The organism is Streptomyces barkulensis, assembly GCF_002843305.1.
GTDB lineage: Bacteria > Actinomycetota > Actinomycetes > Streptomycetales > Streptomycetaceae > Streptomyces > Streptomyces barkulensis.
The window spans coordinates 1-16,586 of the sequence record NZ_PGSG01000012.1 but is presented as its reverse complement, the minus strand read 5'-3'; the positions used below and the strand labels follow the sequence as shown (position 1 = coordinate 16,586).

The following is a 16,586-nucleotide window of genomic DNA, read 5'->3' as shown; positions in this document are numbered from 1 at the left end:
CGGGCCGGGACACCGCGGGCGTCGACCAGATCAGACCGGCCGGATCACGGCCGGCACCACGCCCGAGTCCGTCGTCGATGAGGAGCACACCCTGTGAACACCGCGGACCCCTCCGCTCCGGCCGTCCTGCCGGAGGCCTTCTACCGCGATCTGGGACACGGCCGCTATGCGAGCGGCCCGGCCACCGCGGGGCCCTGGAGCCCCGAGTGGCAGCACGGCGGGCCGCCCTCGGCCCTGCTGGGAAGGGCGATGGAACGGCACGAGCCGCGGCCGGGCTTCCGGATCGCCCGGGTGACGGTGGAACTGCCGCGGCCGGTGCCCGTCGCCGACCTCCACGTCAGCGTCCGGACCGTGCGCTCGGGCCGTCATGCGGAGTTGCTGGAAGGGGAGATCCACTCGGGCGGGGAGACGGTGATGCTGGCCCGTGCGTGGCGGATGGCCGCCAGCCCGCCGGACACGCCGTCCCTGCGCTCGTCGCCCCCCGCGCCGTCCCTGCCCGGGGCCCAGCCGGAGCCCACCATGGCCGGCGCGCACCTGGCGGGCTACGTCGCCGCCATGGAGTGGCGCTTCGAGCCGGGCACGGGATTCGACACCCAGGGGCCCGGCACGGCCTGGGCGCGTCAGCTCATCCCGCTGCTGGCCGGGGGCGAGGACACGCCGCTCACCCGTGCGCTGACCGTGGCGGACAGCAGCTGGGCGGTCGCCTTCGAGCTGGACCACCACCGCCGGCTCGTCATCAACACCGATGTCACGCTCGCCCTGCACCGCGACCCGGTGGGCGAGTGGCTGTGCCTGCGGTCGGCCACGGACGCCAGCCCGCGCGGATCCGGGCTGGCCGTGGGACGCCTGGACGACACGGCCGGCGACTGCGGTCGTGTGGTGCAGACGCTGCTGGTCGGTCAACGCCGGTGAACACCGGCCGCTCCACGACGACAGCGTCCGCGAACAGCTCGCCGGCGCCTGCCCGGTCCCGGTTCTGCCTGCGTTCCCGGAGCAGCTGGTCAATCCCTGAAGGTTCCATGGCCGTATTCCGCACCGCGCCGCCGGCGGTGGCTCAGGGGAGACGGCCCGTTCGCGGCGGATGGCCGCCCCTGACGGACAGCCGCGGGGCCCGGAAGCCTCCCTGGGCGTCCGGAACGCCGTCTGCCCCGGCATGACGAGTCCGTCAGGCCTGGAGCTCATGGGGGCTCCACGATGGCAGGAGCGGCTCACCGCGGACGCCGGACACCGCGTCCGCGGTGAGCCGAGAACCGGAGCACGGGCCCGGCCGTGGGGTCCACTCGCCCCACCCGCCCCGTCGGCTCCTCCCGACCCGGCGAGCCGCCGGCGAACGACCCCCGACCGGCTACGCCGAGGTCCCGGACGGCCGGCCGGGGGTACAGGTCACGTCCGCCGGAGTGCCGGCCACCCCTTCGCCCTGGAAGCCGAAGGTGGTGCTTCCGTTGCTGCCGAGGGTGCCGTTGTAGCCGGCGTTGCGGACGGTGACGTTCTGCCCGTCGACGGTGAGGTCTCCGTTCCACAGGTGGCTGATGGACTGGCCGCCGGGCAGCGTCCAGGTGACGGTCCAGCCGTCGATCGGCGCGGTGTGGTCGTTCCCGACGGTGATCTCGGCGGTGAAGCCGCCCTGCCACTGGCTGGTGACGCGGTAGGTGGCGGTGCAGTCGCCGCCGGGGGCGGGGCCGCCTCCGCCGAGCGCGGCGGCGATGGCGTGGTATGCGGGCTTCTTGGCGAAGTCCTCGTCCCACGGCAGAGCGGCGCCCTCGCCGGGGAAGACGGAGGGAACCCAGGAGTACTTGTCGGTGTAGTCCCAGACGGTGATGCCGACGCACCGGGAGACCGCCAGGCACGACTCGACCACGGCGCCGTAGTCGGTGGCCTGCTGGGCGTCCTTGGCGGCGGTACGCGGCAGGGTCATGCGGATGTCGAGTTCGGTGATGGCGACATCGACGCCCAGGTCGGCGAAGCGCTGGATGTTCCGCTGAAGGCTTGCCGGGACCTGGCCGGCGATCAGGTGGGCCTGCATTCCGACGCCGTCGATGGGAACACCCCGGGCCTTGAAGGACTTCACCATCTCGTAGACGGCGTCGCTCTTGGGGCCGATGCCTTCGATGTTGTAGTCGTTGTAGTAGAGCTTGACGTCCGGATCGGCGGCGCGGGCGGCCTTGAAGGCCTCGGCGATGTAGCTGTCGCCGATCTTCTGCTGGAAGACCGACTGCCGGCGGCTGCCGTCCTCCTCGAACGCCTCGTTGACCACGTCCCAGTGGACCAGCCGGCCTTCGAAGTGGTCGACTTCGTGGGTGATGTGGTCGCGCATGACCCCGAGAAGTTCGTCGGCGGGCACGTCGCTGACCCAGTCCGGCAGCTGGTTGTGCCACACCAGGGTGTGTCCGCGCACCGACTGGCCGTTGGACTCGGCCAGGCCGACTATCTCCTCGGCGGCGGTGTAGTCGAACCGGCCCCGGGACGGCTCGGTGTACTGCCACTTCATGGTGTTGCCGACGGTGATCTGGCCGAACTCGCTGCCCAGGATCTGCGTGTACTGGGTATCGGACAGTTCGGGGTTGTCCGTGGCGGAGCCGAAGTAACGGCCCTCGGCCTCGGCCAGTTCGCCCAGGGTGGCGGTGTCGGCGTGGACCGGGTGAGCGGGCGTGATCGCGGTCAGGCCGGCCGACAGGGCGACCAGCGCTGTGGTGAGGAGGCCGGCCGTGCGGCGGCCTCGGGTCGGGCGGTGGCGGAGCATGGGGGTGTCCTCCGATTCGAAAAACGTCCGGGCTCGGTGTATTGCCGGACCGGCGGGCCGGTGGGCCGGTGGGCTGATCCGGCCCTGTTCCGGTTCCTCTCCGCAGGCGGGAAGTGCCGCCCGCCGGTGTCGGGGCACAGGCGGGCTCCATCCGGCTCCTCCCGCGGCGCCCGTGCCGCCTCGGGCGCGTTGTACGGGTCGCGAGGAAGCCGGATGGGGCAGGCGCGGCGGGCAGGACACCGGCCCGCCGTACGGGCGTGGGCGCGGGCGACCGAGGCGGAGCCCGCCTGCCCCGCTCCGCCTTCCGCGGCGCCCTGCGGGAGCGGGGCGCTCCTTACGGCCGGGAGCCGCCGAGCGCGTTCCTCAAGGCGTGCGAGGTTCCTCCTGGGCCGGGGGCGCGGAGTTCGGTGATCAGTAGCCGTAGATCATCTTGTAGGCGACCTCGGGGAGGAACTGGCCGGCCGAGGAGCCGGCTCCGACGCCGCAGTTGCCGTCGGACTCGCCCGGAACCTTGATCCACAGCAGCATCTCGGCGCCGCCGCCCTGCTGGGTGGGGGTGCCGATGCGGCGGCCCGAGGGGTTGCACCACTGGCCGTTGGAGCCGTTGCCGTTGCGGCTGGTGTCCACGACGAACGGCTTGGTGTAGCCGTAGCGGGCCCTCAGTTCGCTGTTGACCGCGTTGCCGTAGGCGGTGTTCTCGGCCGTGGTGAAGTAGTTGGAGACGTTGAGCGAGAAGCCGCGGGCCTGCCGGAGGCCGGCTTCGTGCAGGCGCTGGGCCATGGTCGCCGGGGACGCCCAGCCCGGGTTGCCGGCGTCGAGGTAGACCCAGGTGTTGGGGGCCTGGCGGCCGAACTCGGTGAGGGCCCCGGTGAGCATGCGCTCGCGCTCGTCGATCTGGGCCTGCGTCATGCAGCCGTAGTCTCCCAGCGAGTCCGGCTCCAGGATCACGACGGCCGGGCGGTTGCCGATTCCGCCGGCGAACTGCGCGATCCAGCTCGCATAGGCGGACGGCGAGGAGGCTCCGCCCGCGGAGTGCCCGCCGCAGTAGTCGCGGTTGTAGATGTTGTAGGCGACGAGCAGGGGCAGTTTGTCGGCGCGGTCCGCCGCCCCCGCGTACGCGCCCGTGGCGGTGCCGATGGTGCCGCTCCACGAGCCGAACCAGCGGGCCGTCGGGGTGTTGGCGATGGAGGCGTTGATCGCGGACGCCCGGCCGTCGCCGGGGTTGGCGGCGACCCACCGCTTGGCGCTGGAGTCGGGGTCCACGTAGAACCCGTTGGTCATGGTGGTCGGGTCGGCGGCGTGGGCGGACGGTGCGACGGCGAGTGCCAGCGGCAGGGCGAGGAGCGCTGCCGTGAGGGCGCGGATACTGCGGCGCATGACGGTACCTCGGTTTCCTGGTGGGGGGTGCGTCGCGCGCCCGCGCTCCGGGTGTGCGACGCGCTGAAGGAAGTGCGGTGGTACGCCTCCCCGCCGGCGACGGGCTCTCCGGCGGGGAGGACACGCGCAAGGACTCGGCGGAGACCTCTGGGAGCGCTCCCACTGGAAGCGCTCCCAGTCCCCGGAGTCTTCGTCGTGACAGGTATCGTGTGGTTGCTTCCGTTGGACTGTCAAGTACTCGGGAAATCACCGCCGATGGCACGGCGGAGGCATACGGTTTTTCTGGAAGCGCTTCCAGTCCCGCGGCCGGGCCCCTCCCCCTTCTCCGTCCTCCTCGTCCACCGGGCGGGTGGCAGGCGGGCGGGCGGGGGTGAGACGCTTCCGTCCGGTCGGCAGGGAGAGGCTCGGGGGTCATGGCAGAGGATGTGGCGCGTCGGCGGTCGACGCTCGACGAGGTGGCCGAACTCGCGGGTGTGTCCCGTTCCGTGGCCTCCCGCGCCCTCAACAACGCCCCGCATGTCAGCCGCGCCAAACGCGAGGCGGTCGAGCGGGCCGTCCGGCGACTCGGTTACGTGCCCGACACGACCGCCCGGGCGCTGGCCACCCGCCGGACGGGGGTGGCCGCCCTGGTCGTCTCGGGAGAGGATCCGTCGATCTTCGCGGATCCGTTCTTCGCCCAGGTGATCGTGGGGGCGTCAGGCGCTCTGGAGGAGGCCGACCTGCATCTGATGCTGTGTCTGGCCGCTTCCGACCGGGGCCGCAGGCGGGTGGAGGAACTGCTTCGCTCCAGGGGCGCCGACGGCGTGATGCTGATGGCGCTGCGCGAGAACGATCCACTGATCCGTACGGCCGAGGAGACGGCGATGCCGGTCGTCTTCGGAGGGCGGCCGGTCGGCCCGGCTCCCCGGTGGTACGTGGACGCCGACAACGTCGGCGGGGCCCGCGAGGCGACCGAGTATCTGGTCTCGCGCGGCCGGACACATGTGGCCGCGATCTGCGGGCGGCTGGACACCGGGGTCGGACGCGCCCGGTACCGCGGCTACCGGGACGCCATGCTGGCGGCCGGCCTCGACCCTCTCCCGCCGCAGGAGGGGGACTTCACCGAACCCAGCGGCGCCGCCGCCATGGCCGCGCTGCTGGCGAACCGTCCCGAGGTGGACGGGGTGTTCGCCGCCAACGACAACATGGGTGCGGGAGCGCTGCGCACGCTGCGCGAGGCCGGGCGGACGGTACCCGACGACGTCGCCGTGGTGGGTTTCGACGACCTGACCGTCGCCCGGGTCGCCGACCCGCCGCTCACCACCGTCCACCAGCCCGTACAGGCCCTCGGGCGGAAGATGGCGCACATGCTCGTCGCCCTCGTCAACGGACAGGACCCCACTCCCCTGATCCTGCCCACCCGGCTGATCGTCCGCGCCAGCGCCTGACGGGTGCCCAAGGTGTTCGGCTCCGCCCCGGCTCCGCGGCGAGCAGGCGGAAGGCGGCGCCCGCCCCGGGACCTGCGGGGCAGGGCCGTACGCGCGTACCCACCACACCACCGGACGCCGCCGCCATGTGTCAGGAGACGGTGATCTCCCGCTTGAGGATCTTCCCGGTCGGCCCCTTGGGCAGGGACGCGGCGATCCGGACGACACGCGGGTACTTGTAGCTCGCCACCTGCTCGCGAACGAAGTCACGCAGTTGTCCGGGGGTCGTCTCGGCACCCGGTTTGAGGACGACGGTGGCGGCGACCTCCTCTCCGTGGGTGGGGTGCGCGATTCCCACCACCGCGGCTTCCAGGACGGCCGGATGCCGGTACAGGACGTCTTCGACCTCCCGGGGGTAGACGTTGAAGCCGCCCCTGATGATGACGTCCTTGAGCCGGTCCACGATGCGGAAGTCGCCGGTGGCGTCCCGGGTTCCGAGGTCCCCGGTGTGCAGCCAGCCGTCCTTGACCGTCTCGGCGGTGGCCTCCGGGCGGCGCCAGTAGCCCTTCATGACGTTGTGGCCGCGCATCACTATCTCGCCGACCTCTCCGACGGGCACCTCCTTGCCCTCCTCGTCCACGACCCGCATCTCGACACCGTCGACGGGAACACCCACGGTGCCGGCGACGCGCCTCCGGTCGATGCGGTTGATGCAGGCCAACGGAGAGGACTCGGACAGTCCGTAACCCTCGAGGACCGCGCATCCGAAGAGGTCCTCGAAGCCGCGCAGCACCTCGACCGGCAGCGGGGAGCCGCCGCAGACGCAGACGCGCAGCGAGGACACGTCGTGGCGGCCGTGGTCCGCCGCGCCGAGCAGAAGGGTGTACATCGTCGGCACGCCGAGGAGGACGGTGACCTTGTCGCGCTCGATCAGCGAGAGGGCGCGGGCTGCTTCGAAGCGGGGCATCAGGGTGAGGCACGCGCCCACCGCCACCGCGCAGTTGAGCCCCATCACCTGCCCGAAGGAGTGGAAGAGCGGCAGGCCGCCGAACGTCACGTCCTCGGGGCCCAGCCGCAGCACGTCCACCGCCGCGGCGACGTTGTGCAGGATGTTGGCGCCGGTGAGCTCGGCCCCCTTGGGCTTGCCGGTGGTGCCCGAGGTGTAGAGGACGACGGCCGTGTCGGAGGCCGACCTCTCCCGGGTGAAGTCCCCGGGCCGGTGTTGTCGCAGGGTCTCGGCGAACGCGGCCGGCTCCACCGCGATATGCCGGGTGCCCACCGAACGGGCTCCCTTCGCCGCCTCGTCGGCGCCTTCGTGCCAGGTGAGCAGCAGGGCAGCACCGGCGTCCGCCAGACAGTGCGCCACCTCCCGGGACTTGAGCATGGGGTTCATGGGCACGACGACTGCGCCCGCACGCAGGATGCCGTAGTAGAGGGCTGCGAAGAGCGGGACGTTGGGAAAGAACAGGGCCACTCGGTCGCCCGCGGTGACATTCCGGGAGCGCAGGTACGCGGCGGTGCGGGAGCTGAGGTCGTCGAGCTCGGCGAAGGTCAGCTCCTGTCCGTCGAGCCGGACGGCTGCCCGGCTCGCATGTTGCAGGGCCGTGCGGGACAGGAGTTCGGACGGGCTCCGCATTTCCTCTGGCGTGATGCCCATGACAGTTCTCCTCGAGATCATCGGACGGAGTACAGGAGGGAGGCGGCGCAGATCCTGTTGTCCCGCGCGTCGCAGATGTCGACCCGCACCTCGGCATTGCGCTTGCTGTGGCGGAGCATGGTCGCCCGTGCCGTGAGAACGCCGGGGGCCGGTGCGTCCAGGCAGCTCAGACTCACGGTGCGCAGCCGTACCGAACAGTCCGCTCCGGAACGGTGTTTGATCAGCAGGTAGCCGGCCAGGTCGGCCATGCGGAACTGGGCCGGGCCGGACACGGTGCCCTCGGCCGGACCCCGCTCCAGGGACTCCGACCGGGCCTCCATGACAAGTTGGCCCTCGGTCACCGCTGCGACCACGTGGTCGGAGGCGAGCCAGGGGAACTCCTTGCCGATCAGCGCGTTGATGTCATCGGTGTTCTCGGCGGCGACGGTGTCCGCGGCGGTCATGGTGTCCTCTCCATGCGGTCGGGGGGCGGGGGGCACACGGCGATCGCGGTGACCAGCAGCCCGTCGCGGGACAGCCAGTGTCCGCGCAGCCGGCGCGGCAGGGGGATCCCGGTGGGAGCCGCCGGGATCGTGGCGTGGAAAGTGCCCCGGGGTCCCTCACCGGGCGGCTCGAACGTCACCTCGGCGTCCTCGAAGCCCAGCCAGCGGCCGGCCAGCGGGGACCACACCTTGTAGACGGACTCCTTGGCACTGAACAGCAGGCGATCCCAGGAGACGTCCGGGCGGCACCGCCGGTGTTCCACCAGACGTCGCCGTTCTTCGCCGGACGCCACTGCCTCCAGTGCCCGGGCGGACAGGGGCGCGTCGGGCTCGGCGTCCACGCCCAGGGCCACCGCGTCCCGGGCACGGGCCACCGCCGCCGCCCGGTAGCCGTCGCAGTGGGTGATGCTCCCCACCACCCCCTCCGGCCAGACGGGCGCGCCCCGCGGGCCGCGCGGCAACGGGGAGGCGGGGAGCCCCAGGGCGCCCAGCGCACGCCGGGCGCACAGCCGGGCGGTGCCGAACTCCCGCCGGCGCCCGGCACGGGCACGGGCGACGACGTCCGCCTCTTCCGGGAAGAGGACCACGGACTCCTCCCCGCGCGCTTCGGCGCATCCCGCCCACGGCGGCAGCAGCCCGGACAGCATCGGCGAACCCGTGCCCGTACCCGCGCCCGACGCGGCGGTGCGGCGCGCCGGCCCCGGGCTCGTCGGCGGTTCTACCGGCATGCGGCGTCGGCGTCGGCCACCTGGAAGGCCCATGCGGCGATCCTCTCGACCAGTCCGGTGTGGTGGCGGATCCAGCGGAAATGACCCAGTGGCTTTCCGGACGCGCCGGCGCGGGTGAGGCTCCAGCGCACGACATCCGCGTGCGGCGTCTTGGCGCAGAGGTGGTCGACCGCACGGGGCGGCGCTAGATCGTCTCCCTCGACGTCCACCGCCAGCACCGGCATCCGTACGGTGCGCAGCATCCGCTCGTAGTCGGCGCAGCCGCCCCGGATCCTGTAGCGGCCGGTGCGCACCTGCCGGGCCCAGTCGCGGATCAGCCGCGCGGACTCCCGGCCGGCGAAGCCCAGCCGCTCGCCCGGCCAGTGGCCGAGCACCGTCGCGCCCACCGCGTACAGCTGGCCGAGCAACAGCCGCCGTACGCCCTCGAGCGGGCCGAAGCACCGATACCAGGCCGATCCCGACGCCACCAGCACCATCCCGGCGACCGGCGGCTGGAACACGCCGCAGTGCACCAGCCCCAGTTGACCGCCCAGGCTGTGTCCCAGCAGAAGCCTGGGGGCCTCGGGGAAGGCCGCCCGGACCTCCCGCAGCACCGCCCCGATGTCCTGCTCGACGATCTCCCGGTAGCCGAAGCGGACGCCGCGCCGCGGCCGGGGCAGGCTCTCCCCGTGGCCGCGCAGGTCGGTGGTGACAACGGTCAGCCCCTGTGCGTGCAGTGCGCGCACCAGCGGGGTGTAGTTGCGTGCGGACATGCCCATGGCCGGCAGCAGCACGACCACCGGGGCCTGCGGCTCCTGCCGGGACAGGGCACGGACCGTCAGTCGGGCACCGTCCGGGGTGGTGATCCGGGCGAGCAGGGGGATGCGGGGCGGTCGCGCCGCTCCTGCGGGTGTCATGACTCTCCCAGTCGCCAGCCCACCACTCCGGCGCCCCAGGTGACGCCGGCCCCGAAGGCGGCCACGCCCAGCAGCCCCGACCCGCTCAGCAGCCCCTCCTCCCCGGCCTGGGCCAAAGCGATCGGAATGGACGCCGACGAAGTGTTGGCCACGCGGTCCACGTTGAGGAAGACCCGCTCGGCGGGCACACCGAGCTCCTTCGCGACGGCACGCACGATGCGGGCGTTGGCCTGGTGGGCGACGAACAGGTCGATCTCCTCCGGCGCCAGCTCCTGCCGGCTGAGCACTCGCCGGGTCGCGGCGCTCATCTTCTCCACCGCGTGTACGAAGATCTCCGGACCGTCCATGCGCAGCACCCGGTCGTGGCGGTCGGCGTAGAGAAGCGGGATCTGCTCGCCGTCGGAGCCCAGTGAGAAGCGGGGTGCGGGAGCCCGCGCCACGTCGGCGAGCAGAACGGCGCCCGCTCCGTCGCCCAGCAGGACGGCGGTCGAGCGGTCGGTGCGGTCGGTGATGCGGGTGAGCGCCTCGGCTCCGCAGACCAGGACTGCTTTGGTCCGCCCGGACTCGATCAGCGCGCTCGCGTGGTCCAGTGCGTAGACGAAGCCGGCACAGGCGGCGTGAAGGTCGAACGCGGCCGCCCGCGGCATGCCGAGCCGGGTGGCGACCTCGACGGCCAGTCCCGGGGTGACCCGGTCCGGGGTGGTCGTCGCCACCACGATGTGGTGTACGTCGGCGGCGGCGCGTCCGGCGGTGCGCAGGGCCTGCCGGGACGCGGCCACCGCAAGATCGGCCAGATGGCCGTCCTCCGCCAGGAAACGGCGCTCCGTGATGCCGGTGCGCTTGCGGATCCACTCGTCGGAGGTGTCGAGGTGGGAGGTGAAGTAACTGTTGGGAACGGCGTTTTCGGGAAGCGCGGCGCCGATGCCGACGATAGCCGCTGTCATCGTGTGGTCTCCTTGGTCGCCGGGTGCGGAGCCGCCGGGTGCCGCCCGCCGCCCCTGGCGGCGTCACCGCCTGCGGGAACGGCGCCCCAGCCCATGTGGACCGCGTGCATCCCGCCGTCGGCGTGCACGATCTCGCCGGTGACGGTGGAGGCGAGGTCCGAGAGCAGGAAGAGGATCGGTCCGGTGAGTCGCTCCGTGTCGGTGCGGTCCCAGCCCAGTGGCGCCTCGGCCTCCCAGCGGTCCGCGATCCGGTCGAAGGTGCCGATACCACGCCCCGCCACGGTCTCCACAGGGCCGGCCGCGACGAGGTTGACGCGGATCCCCGCGGGCCCGAGGTACAGGGCGAGGTAACGGCAGACGGCCCCCAGAGCGGCCTTGCCGACGCCCATCCAGTCGTATCCGGGCCAGGCCGCCGAGGAGTCGAAGTCGAGCCCCACCACACTGCCCCGGCGCCCGTCGGCGCTCAGCAGCGGGGTGAGCGCGGTGGTCAGGGAGTGCAGGGAGTAGGCCGCGGTGCGGAAGGCGAACGCCGCGTCCTCGGGCCCGGTGGTCAGGAAGTTGCCGCTGATGGCGTCCTCGGGCGCGGAGGCGATGGCGTGCAGCACCCCGTCCACCGCGCCCCAGCGCTTGTCCAGTTCCTCCGCCAGCCGGGTGAAGTCCCCGGGGCGGGTGACGTCCAGCTCCAGCACCTCGGGCGGGGTGGGGAGGCCGGCCGCCGCCGCCTCGGTGATGCGGCGGGAGCGGCCGAAGCCGGTCAGCAGGACCTCCGCCCCCGCTTGCTGGAGCCGGCGGGCGGTGTGCCAGGCGATGGAGTCCTCGTTGAGGACTCCGGTGACCAGATAGCGCTGTCCGTGGAACGACAACATCACCCACGGCCTTTCGTAGTGACGGAGGGAGCGGAGGGTGCAGAGGGTGTGGAGGCCAGCACGAGGGCCGCGTTGTGGCCGCCGAACCCGAACGAGGTGGAGAGCCCGATCAGTGGCCGGCCCGGTACCGGCGGAGCCAGCCGCCGTGCGGTGCGGACCAGGTCCAACGGGCCGAGCCGCTCGTCCGGGCGGCGCAGCCCCACGGTCGGCGGCGCGGTCGCGTGGCGCAGGGCCTGGAGGGTGGCGATCGCCTCCACCGCCCCGGCGGCGCCGAGCAGATGGCCCACACCGGCCTTGCTCGAGGACATCGGGATGGCGGGCAGGGCGTCGCCGAGCGCCAGCCGCAGCGCGTCGCACTCCAGCCGGTCGTTGAGGACGGTGCCGGTCCCGTGCGCGTTGATGTAGCCGATGTCGCCCGGGGCCGCCTCCGCGTCCGCCAGCGCGCGGGTGACGGCGGCCGCCGCGCTGCGCCCGCTGGGCTCCGGGGCGGTCACGTGGTGGGCGTCCGAGGACGCCCCGTAGCCGAGTACGCTGCCGAGCACGGCGGCGCCACGCCGGGCGGCTCCGGCCGCGGTCTCCAGCACCAGGATCCCCGCCCCCTCGCCGAGGAGGAATCCGTCCCGGTCCCGGTCGAAGGGCACGGACGCGCCGGTGGGCGACAGCGCGCCGGAGGCCCGGAAGGCGGCGCTGATCAACGGTGAGGTGGACGCCTCGGTGCCGCCCACCACGACCGCGTCCGCCGCGCCGGCGGCCAGCAGCCGCAGCCCGGTGCCGATGGCCTGCGCACCACTGGCGCAGGCCGAGGCGACGCACAGCGACTCGCCGTGGAGGGCGTAGCGCATCGACAGGTGCGAGGCCGCGGCGTTGGCCATCGCCATCGGCACCGTCAGCGGTGAGACGTACTCCTCCCCCTGCCCCTCGAGGACGCCCTGCTGGATCCCGAGGGTCGTGGTGCCGCCCAGGCCGCAGCCGATCACACAGGCCACCCGGTCGGACGGATACGGCGGGGCCGCCGTCCGCCAGCCGGCCTGGGCCAGCGCCTCCGCGGCCGCGACGAGCGCGAGTTGGCTGAAACGGTCGGTGCGACGGGCCTCGTGACGGGACAGATGCTCCCGGGCCGTGAAGTCGCCGCACCGCCCCACGCCGTCGGTCAGGCCGCTCTCTCCGGCCACCGCGCGGTCGTGGAGCAGACCGGCACCGACACCGAACGCAGTCACCGCCCCGAAGCCGGTGACCACTCCAACGATCACTCGCAGCCGGCCTTCTCGCAGCAGACCCTGAGCACCTGCCCGACGGTCTCGACCCCGTCGAAGTCCTTGGGCTTGACGGGTATGTCCAAATCCCGCCTGATGGACTGGCTCAGTTCCACCATGTCCAGGGAGTCGATCTCCAGATCGTCGAGCGAGGCGTCGGTGGCAATGTCGGACCGGTCGACCCCGAGGTCCACCAGTGCGTCCGCGACGAAGGTCTCGATGGCCTTGCGGTCGAGCGTGAGGGACATGCTTCTCCTCGGGTGCGGTGTGGGAGGAAGGGGCCGCCGGGGGCCGGCCGGTGAAGGCCGGCCTCCGGCGGTTTCCGACGGTTTCCGGAAAGCTCGGGCGCTTCCGGTCGGTCAGGCACCGACCGTGTCGGCCCTGCTCGCGTGGAAGGGGGACCAGTACCACTGCCGCCAGTAGCTCTCGGCGATGTCCAGCCACTCCTCGAGTCGCTCCGCGCTGTCGAGGAAGCGGTTGGCGCTGACCACGAGCCAGCTGTAGACGGCCTGGCTGTCCCGGCAGCCGTTGCAGTCGCCCGAGGTGCAGCAGAACTGGAGCGACTCGTAGTCGGCGCCCCAGGCGTTGAAGCCCGGGATGACCGGGTTGCCGTTGACCACCCGCTCGGCGTGGTCCGGGTGGTCCACGCTGAGGCTGGGGCAGACGTCGTAGCCGAACCGCCCGCCCCAGTGGGTGGTACCGGTGATCAGCGTCCGGATGAAGTAGGGGTGGCTGACGACGGTCTCCGGGTGGAGCTCCTTGACCCGGAGGGCCTCGTCGAGGACGCGCTTCTCGTTCTCGATCCGGATCGGGTTGTCCGATCCGTGCTCGCTGTAGAAGTTGAAGGTGACGATGTTGCCGTTGTCGGCGATCTTCCGGACCGTGGGCTCGATGTGGTCCAGGCCGGACTCCGAGAGCGCGAAGATGAACATCACCCGCGGGTCGTCCCGGTAGTGGGAGAGCGCCGTGTCGAAGAGGCCGGTGAACTTCGATCCGTTGACGCGGATGGCGCGCAGATCGTCGTCGAGCGGACCGCCGCCGAAGATGCTGACGGCGATGGCGATCCTCTCGAAGCCTTGCAGGGGCATGGGACGCAGGCCGTTGGTGGAGATGGTGATGTAGGGCAGTTCCTCGACGAACACCTCGACGCGCTGCGGGACGAGCGTCGGCTCGCCGCCGATCAGCGTGGCCTGGTTCACCCCGTCCTCGCGCAGTCGGCGGGTGAAGGCGCGGATCTTGGCGAGGTCGCGTTCCTCGCTCACCGCGGAGTCGAAACCGCCCTCGAAGTACCAGCAGCCCTTGCAGCGGATGTTGCAGGCGTTGGTGAGATGCACCTCGCAGGAGCGGACGGCGCGTCCCTGGCGGCGCAGTCGGTGCAGCCGCTCGGCCAGGTCGGGCCGGTCCTGGAGGAGGGCCGCGGTGCGTTCCTTGGCCTCTCTGCGGCTCAGCGGGCGCTGCGCGATCGTGACGGGTATTGCCATCTGACGAAGCTCCTCGGTGTAGGGGCGGCTGCCTGTCACTCGGGAACGCGCAGTCCCAGGCGCTCGATCCGGGGGGTGACCTTCGCGCGCCACACATCGCACGCCTCGCCGTTGGTGGTCCTGCGCAGCCCGAAGCGCACGGCGAGCCGGGCCCGTTCCGACCGGGGGCTGCCGAAGATCTTCACGAAGGTCGGCCAGAGCCGGTCCAGAGCCTGCTGCAGTTCGTAGCGGCCCTCCTCGGTCTCCGCGAAGTTGCGGCACACCCGGGCGCCATGGGCGATGTGGATCTTCTCGTCCTGGATGATGGTGCGCACCGCCTCGGCCCAGGGCTTGTAGCTGCTGTGGGCGAACTCGGAGATCATCACCATCGCGGTCTCTTCCCCGATGTACGAGAAGATGCCGCGCTCGGCCCATGTGGTGCAGGTGTGCAGCGTCTGGTCGGCGAACAGGGTCCGCTCGGCGAGCGTCTGCTTCTCCATGTAGCCGGTGTCCACACCGACACCGGCCAGCACCCGCTTGCCGATCTTGTAGTGGTCGTACTCCTCGACCGCGCGCTCGGCGCAGACCTGACGCTCTTCGGCGCTGGGCGCCAGCGGCAGGAAGACCTGTATGTAGTCGTCGCCTCCGGAGAGCTCTCCCTCGGTGTTGACCATCATCTGCCGGAGGCAGATCTCCCGGTACTCCTCCGGCATCGCCAGGAATTCCTCCGGGGTCCGGACGACGACTTCCTCATCCGTCGGAATGGACACACTCATGACCTGTACCTCACTCAGTCGGTTTCGTTTCGGGGAACCAGTGGACGGCTGACGGGTCGCGTGGTTGCGCGGGCTCCTATCCCTCCAGTGGACGTCGGTGTGCTCGGTGCGGGAGATCCGACAGGACGGGCGGAGAACCGCCTTCCGGCCTCACGGGCTACCGGCCGGTCCCGGCCGGTCCCGGCCGGGGCGAACGGTGGTCCGCGTTCTCCAGCGGGGCCCCAGAGCCGCCGTCGGGGCCGTCGGACGGACTGGTCATCTCCGGCTCCCTTGCCGTCCGCGTCCGGTACCGGGTACGGGGGACCCGTCCGTCCGGGTGCCGGTCCGGTCGTGCGTTTGCGCGGCTCAGGGGCCGGCGGGCGCCCGGGAACGCGGGCCGAGGTCTGCCCCGAGTTCGTGGCCGGGAAATCGGTTTCCGGGTGATGTCGCCCGGAGGAACCACTCGAGCGGCAGTTCTGTGTGGCTCTTGGTCATGGAATTCGTTGTGCGGCCGACCGAGCTATGCGTCGCAAAGCGCATACGCGTCTCCTCGAGTGCCGCTCATGGCAGCACACAGGCAGGGTTTCAGCGAAGGTGACCGAGCGGAAGAAAGGCCGGCCGACGCCATAGGCGGCCGCGATCTCGTGGATCAGTTAAACACGCTTCCGGAGCGTGGGGCAAGGCACAGCGAGCGCCGCACGGAACGCTTCCCGGAATTAGCAGTTCCATTTCTATCCACATGCAGGGAGTTCTCGAATTCGCGCCATAAAACGAGAAGGGGGAAAACAGGACAGGCGACTTGTTCGCTCACCGGAACCGAATGTCCGGGGTTTGCACGGAAAAGCTTCGAAAGAAGCCGCGCCACAAGATTCGGAATCAGCCGGCGCGGGAGCAGGGGCCGAAATCTTTCCCTCGCAGCGCTTCGGGAACATGGCCGGAATCCGCTGTGCGGTGCCGACGACAGCCCGTGTGTTCCCGGCAGGAGGCCGGGACTCCGGATTCACGATCCGCCGGGTTCCCGCCGACGGAATTCCACAGTGAGGTTTTCTCAGCGAAATGATCTACGCGAAGCCGGATGAGGCTCTGGTGTCCGGACGATTCGGGCAGCCCTGCCCCGGTGGCGGGCAGACGTAAAGCCCCTGGTAGGACGGTTCTCTCTCACAAGATCGTCCTGCGACACCAGAGGCTTCACGTTGGTCCCCTATGTTGCCATGCTCGACATCCCCCGCCCGGTGGTGGCCTTCCTCGCCCGCCTGCTGGCCGCCCACCGGCGGAAGATCGGCACTCCGCGCGGCTCGCGGGCGCTGGGCCCGTTCCGCCAGGCGGTCCTGGTGCTGCGCTGGTTCCGCCACCGCACCTGCGTGCACTGCCTGGCCCGCGACGCCGGGATCTCCCAGGCCACCGGCTACCGGTATCTGCACGAGGGCATCGACGTCCTCGCCGAGCGCGCCCCGGACCTGCACCAAGTGCTGGAGCGCTGCCGTGAGCAGGGCCTGAGCCATGTGGTCCTGGACGGCACGCTCATCGCCTGCGACCGGGTGGCCGGCACCACCGAGCGGGGCAACGACCTGTGGTACTCCGGCAAGGGACGACGCTTCGCCGGAAACCTGCAGTTCCTCGCCGCTTCCGACGGCTCGCTGCTGTGGGTCTCCGACATCGAGCCCGGCTCGGTGCACGACCTGCGCGCCGCGCGGACCCATGTGCTGCCGGCGCTGTACGCCGCGGCCCGCCACGGGCTGCCGACCCTGGCTGACGCGGGTTACACCGGCGCCGGCAGCGGCGTGCACACCCCCTTCCGCCCGCATCCCGACATCGCCTCACCCCTGGCGGCAGACACCCGCGCCCACAACCGGCTGCTGCGCGGCATCCGCGCGATCGGCGAGCGTGCGGCGGCCGAGCTCAAACAGCGCTGGCGCACGCTGCAGCATGTGACGGTCAGCCCCAGCCGGATCGGAGCCATCGCCCAGGCCGCCCTCGTCCTCAACAATGCATGGCACGAAAGGCGTTGAGAAAACCTCAGTG

15 protein-coding genes are annotated in these 16,586 nt (G+C 71.6%); 3 read left to right on the top strand and 12 right to left on the bottom strand.

Translation table 11 applies throughout. The annotated features are described in order from the left end of the window. Positions 1–93 precede the first annotated feature (93 nt). Positions 94–912, top strand: coding sequence for a thioesterase family protein (locus tag CUT83_RS03335; protein WP_101254372.1), 819 nt, complete (start codon positions 94–96; stop codon positions 910–912). A 433-nt stretch (positions 913–1,345) separates the two neighbouring features. Here CUT83_RS03335 and CUT83_RS03330 read toward each other — a convergent pair whose 3' ends face one another. Together CUT83_RS03330 and CUT83_RS03325 are read right to left on the bottom strand one after the other, a co-directional pair. Next, positions 1,346–2,740, bottom strand: a complete 1,395-nt coding sequence (locus tag CUT83_RS03330) for a glycoside hydrolase family 10 protein (protein WP_101254371.1) — start codon at positions 2,738–2,740, stop codon at positions 1,346–1,348. Positions 2,741–3,151: 411 nt separating this feature from the next. Continuing rightward, positions 3,152–4,117 (bottom strand): glycoside hydrolase family 6 protein, encoded by a 966-nt coding sequence (locus CUT83_RS03325; RefSeq protein WP_101254370.1) that lies wholly within the window; start codon positions 4,115–4,117, stop codon positions 3,152–3,154. Positions 4,118–4,530: 413 nt separating this feature from the next. On the opposite strand from CUT83_RS03325, the gene CUT83_RS03320 reads away from it, so the two are divergent. Next, positions 4,531–5,544 carry a LacI family DNA-binding transcriptional regulator gene (locus CUT83_RS03320; RefSeq protein ID WP_173915015.1) on the top strand — a complete coding sequence of 338 codons (1,014 nt, stop codon included), beginning with the start codon at positions 4,531–4,533 and terminating at the stop codon, positions 5,542–5,544. A 130-nt stretch (positions 5,545–5,674) separates the two neighbouring features. On the opposite strand, the gene CUT83_RS03315 is transcribed toward CUT83_RS03320, so the two are convergent. From CUT83_RS03315 to CUT83_RS03270, 10 genes are all read right to left on the bottom strand, one after another. Further along, a complete protein-coding gene (locus CUT83_RS03315; RefSeq protein WP_420882511.1) occupies positions 5,675–7,180 on the bottom strand; it encodes a long-chain-fatty-acid--CoA ligase in 1,506 nt (501 codons plus the stop codon). Positions 7,181–7,197: 17 nt separating this feature from the next. Continuing rightward, positions 7,198–7,623 carry a PaaI family thioesterase gene (locus CUT83_RS03310; RefSeq protein WP_101254368.1) on the bottom strand — a complete coding sequence of 142 codons (426 nt, stop codon included), beginning with the start codon at positions 7,621–7,623 and terminating at the stop codon, positions 7,198–7,200. Beyond that, entirely contained in the window at positions 7,620–8,249 is a 630-nt protein-coding gene (locus tag CUT83_RS03305) for a 4'-phosphopantetheinyl transferase family protein (RefSeq protein ID WP_240958553.1), read from the bottom strand. Before CUT83_RS03305 ends, CUT83_RS03310 begins: the two co-directional genes overlap by 4 nt. Before the next feature lie 131 nt (positions 8,250–8,380). After that, entirely contained in the window at positions 8,381–9,286 is a 906-nt protein-coding gene (locus CUT83_RS03300) for an alpha/beta hydrolase family protein (RefSeq protein ID WP_101254366.1), read from the bottom strand. Then, positions 9,283–10,230 carry a beta-ketoacyl-ACP synthase 3 gene (locus CUT83_RS03295; protein WP_101254365.1) on the bottom strand — a complete coding sequence of 316 codons (948 nt, stop codon included), beginning with the start codon at positions 10,228–10,230 and terminating at the stop codon, positions 9,283–9,285. The genes CUT83_RS03300 and CUT83_RS03295 overlap by 4 nt, the downstream gene beginning before the upstream one ends. Further along, positions 10,227–11,096: an enoyl-ACP reductase FabI gene (gene fabI / locus CUT83_RS03290; protein ID WP_173915014.1), complete on the bottom strand. Its 870-nt coding sequence runs from the start codon at positions 11,094–11,096 to the stop codon at positions 10,227–10,229. The genes CUT83_RS03295 and fabI overlap by 4 nt, the downstream gene beginning before the upstream one ends. Then, positions 11,096–12,346 (bottom strand): beta-ketoacyl-[acyl-carrier-protein] synthase family protein, encoded by a 1,251-nt coding sequence (locus CUT83_RS03285; protein WP_206282697.1) that lies wholly within the window; start codon positions 12,344–12,346, stop codon positions 11,096–11,098. The genes fabI and CUT83_RS03285 overlap by 1 nt, the downstream gene beginning before the upstream one ends. Then, positions 12,343–12,597 (bottom strand): acyl carrier protein, encoded by a 255-nt coding sequence (locus CUT83_RS03280; RefSeq protein ID WP_101254363.1) that lies wholly within the window; start codon positions 12,595–12,597, stop codon positions 12,343–12,345. The genes CUT83_RS03285 and CUT83_RS03280 overlap by 4 nt, the downstream gene beginning before the upstream one ends. Positions 12,598–12,708: 111 nt before the next feature. Further along, positions 12,709–13,830 (bottom strand): radical SAM protein, encoded by a 1,122-nt coding sequence (locus CUT83_RS03275; RefSeq protein WP_101254362.1) that lies wholly within the window; start codon positions 13,828–13,830, stop codon positions 12,709–12,711. Between the two features lie 35 nt (positions 13,831–13,865). Further along, positions 13,866–14,585 (bottom strand): Phenylacetic acid catabolic protein, encoded by a 720-nt coding sequence (locus tag CUT83_RS03270; protein WP_173915013.1) that lies wholly within the window; start codon positions 14,583–14,585, stop codon positions 13,866–13,868. A gap of 1,172 nt (positions 14,586–15,757) precedes the next feature. Between CUT83_RS03270 and CUT83_RS03265 the strand changes: the two genes are divergently transcribed. After that, entirely contained in the window at positions 15,758–16,573 is an 816-nt protein-coding gene (locus CUT83_RS03265) for a transposase family protein (protein WP_439144991.1), read from the top strand. Positions 16,574–16,586: the final 13 nt, after the last annotated feature.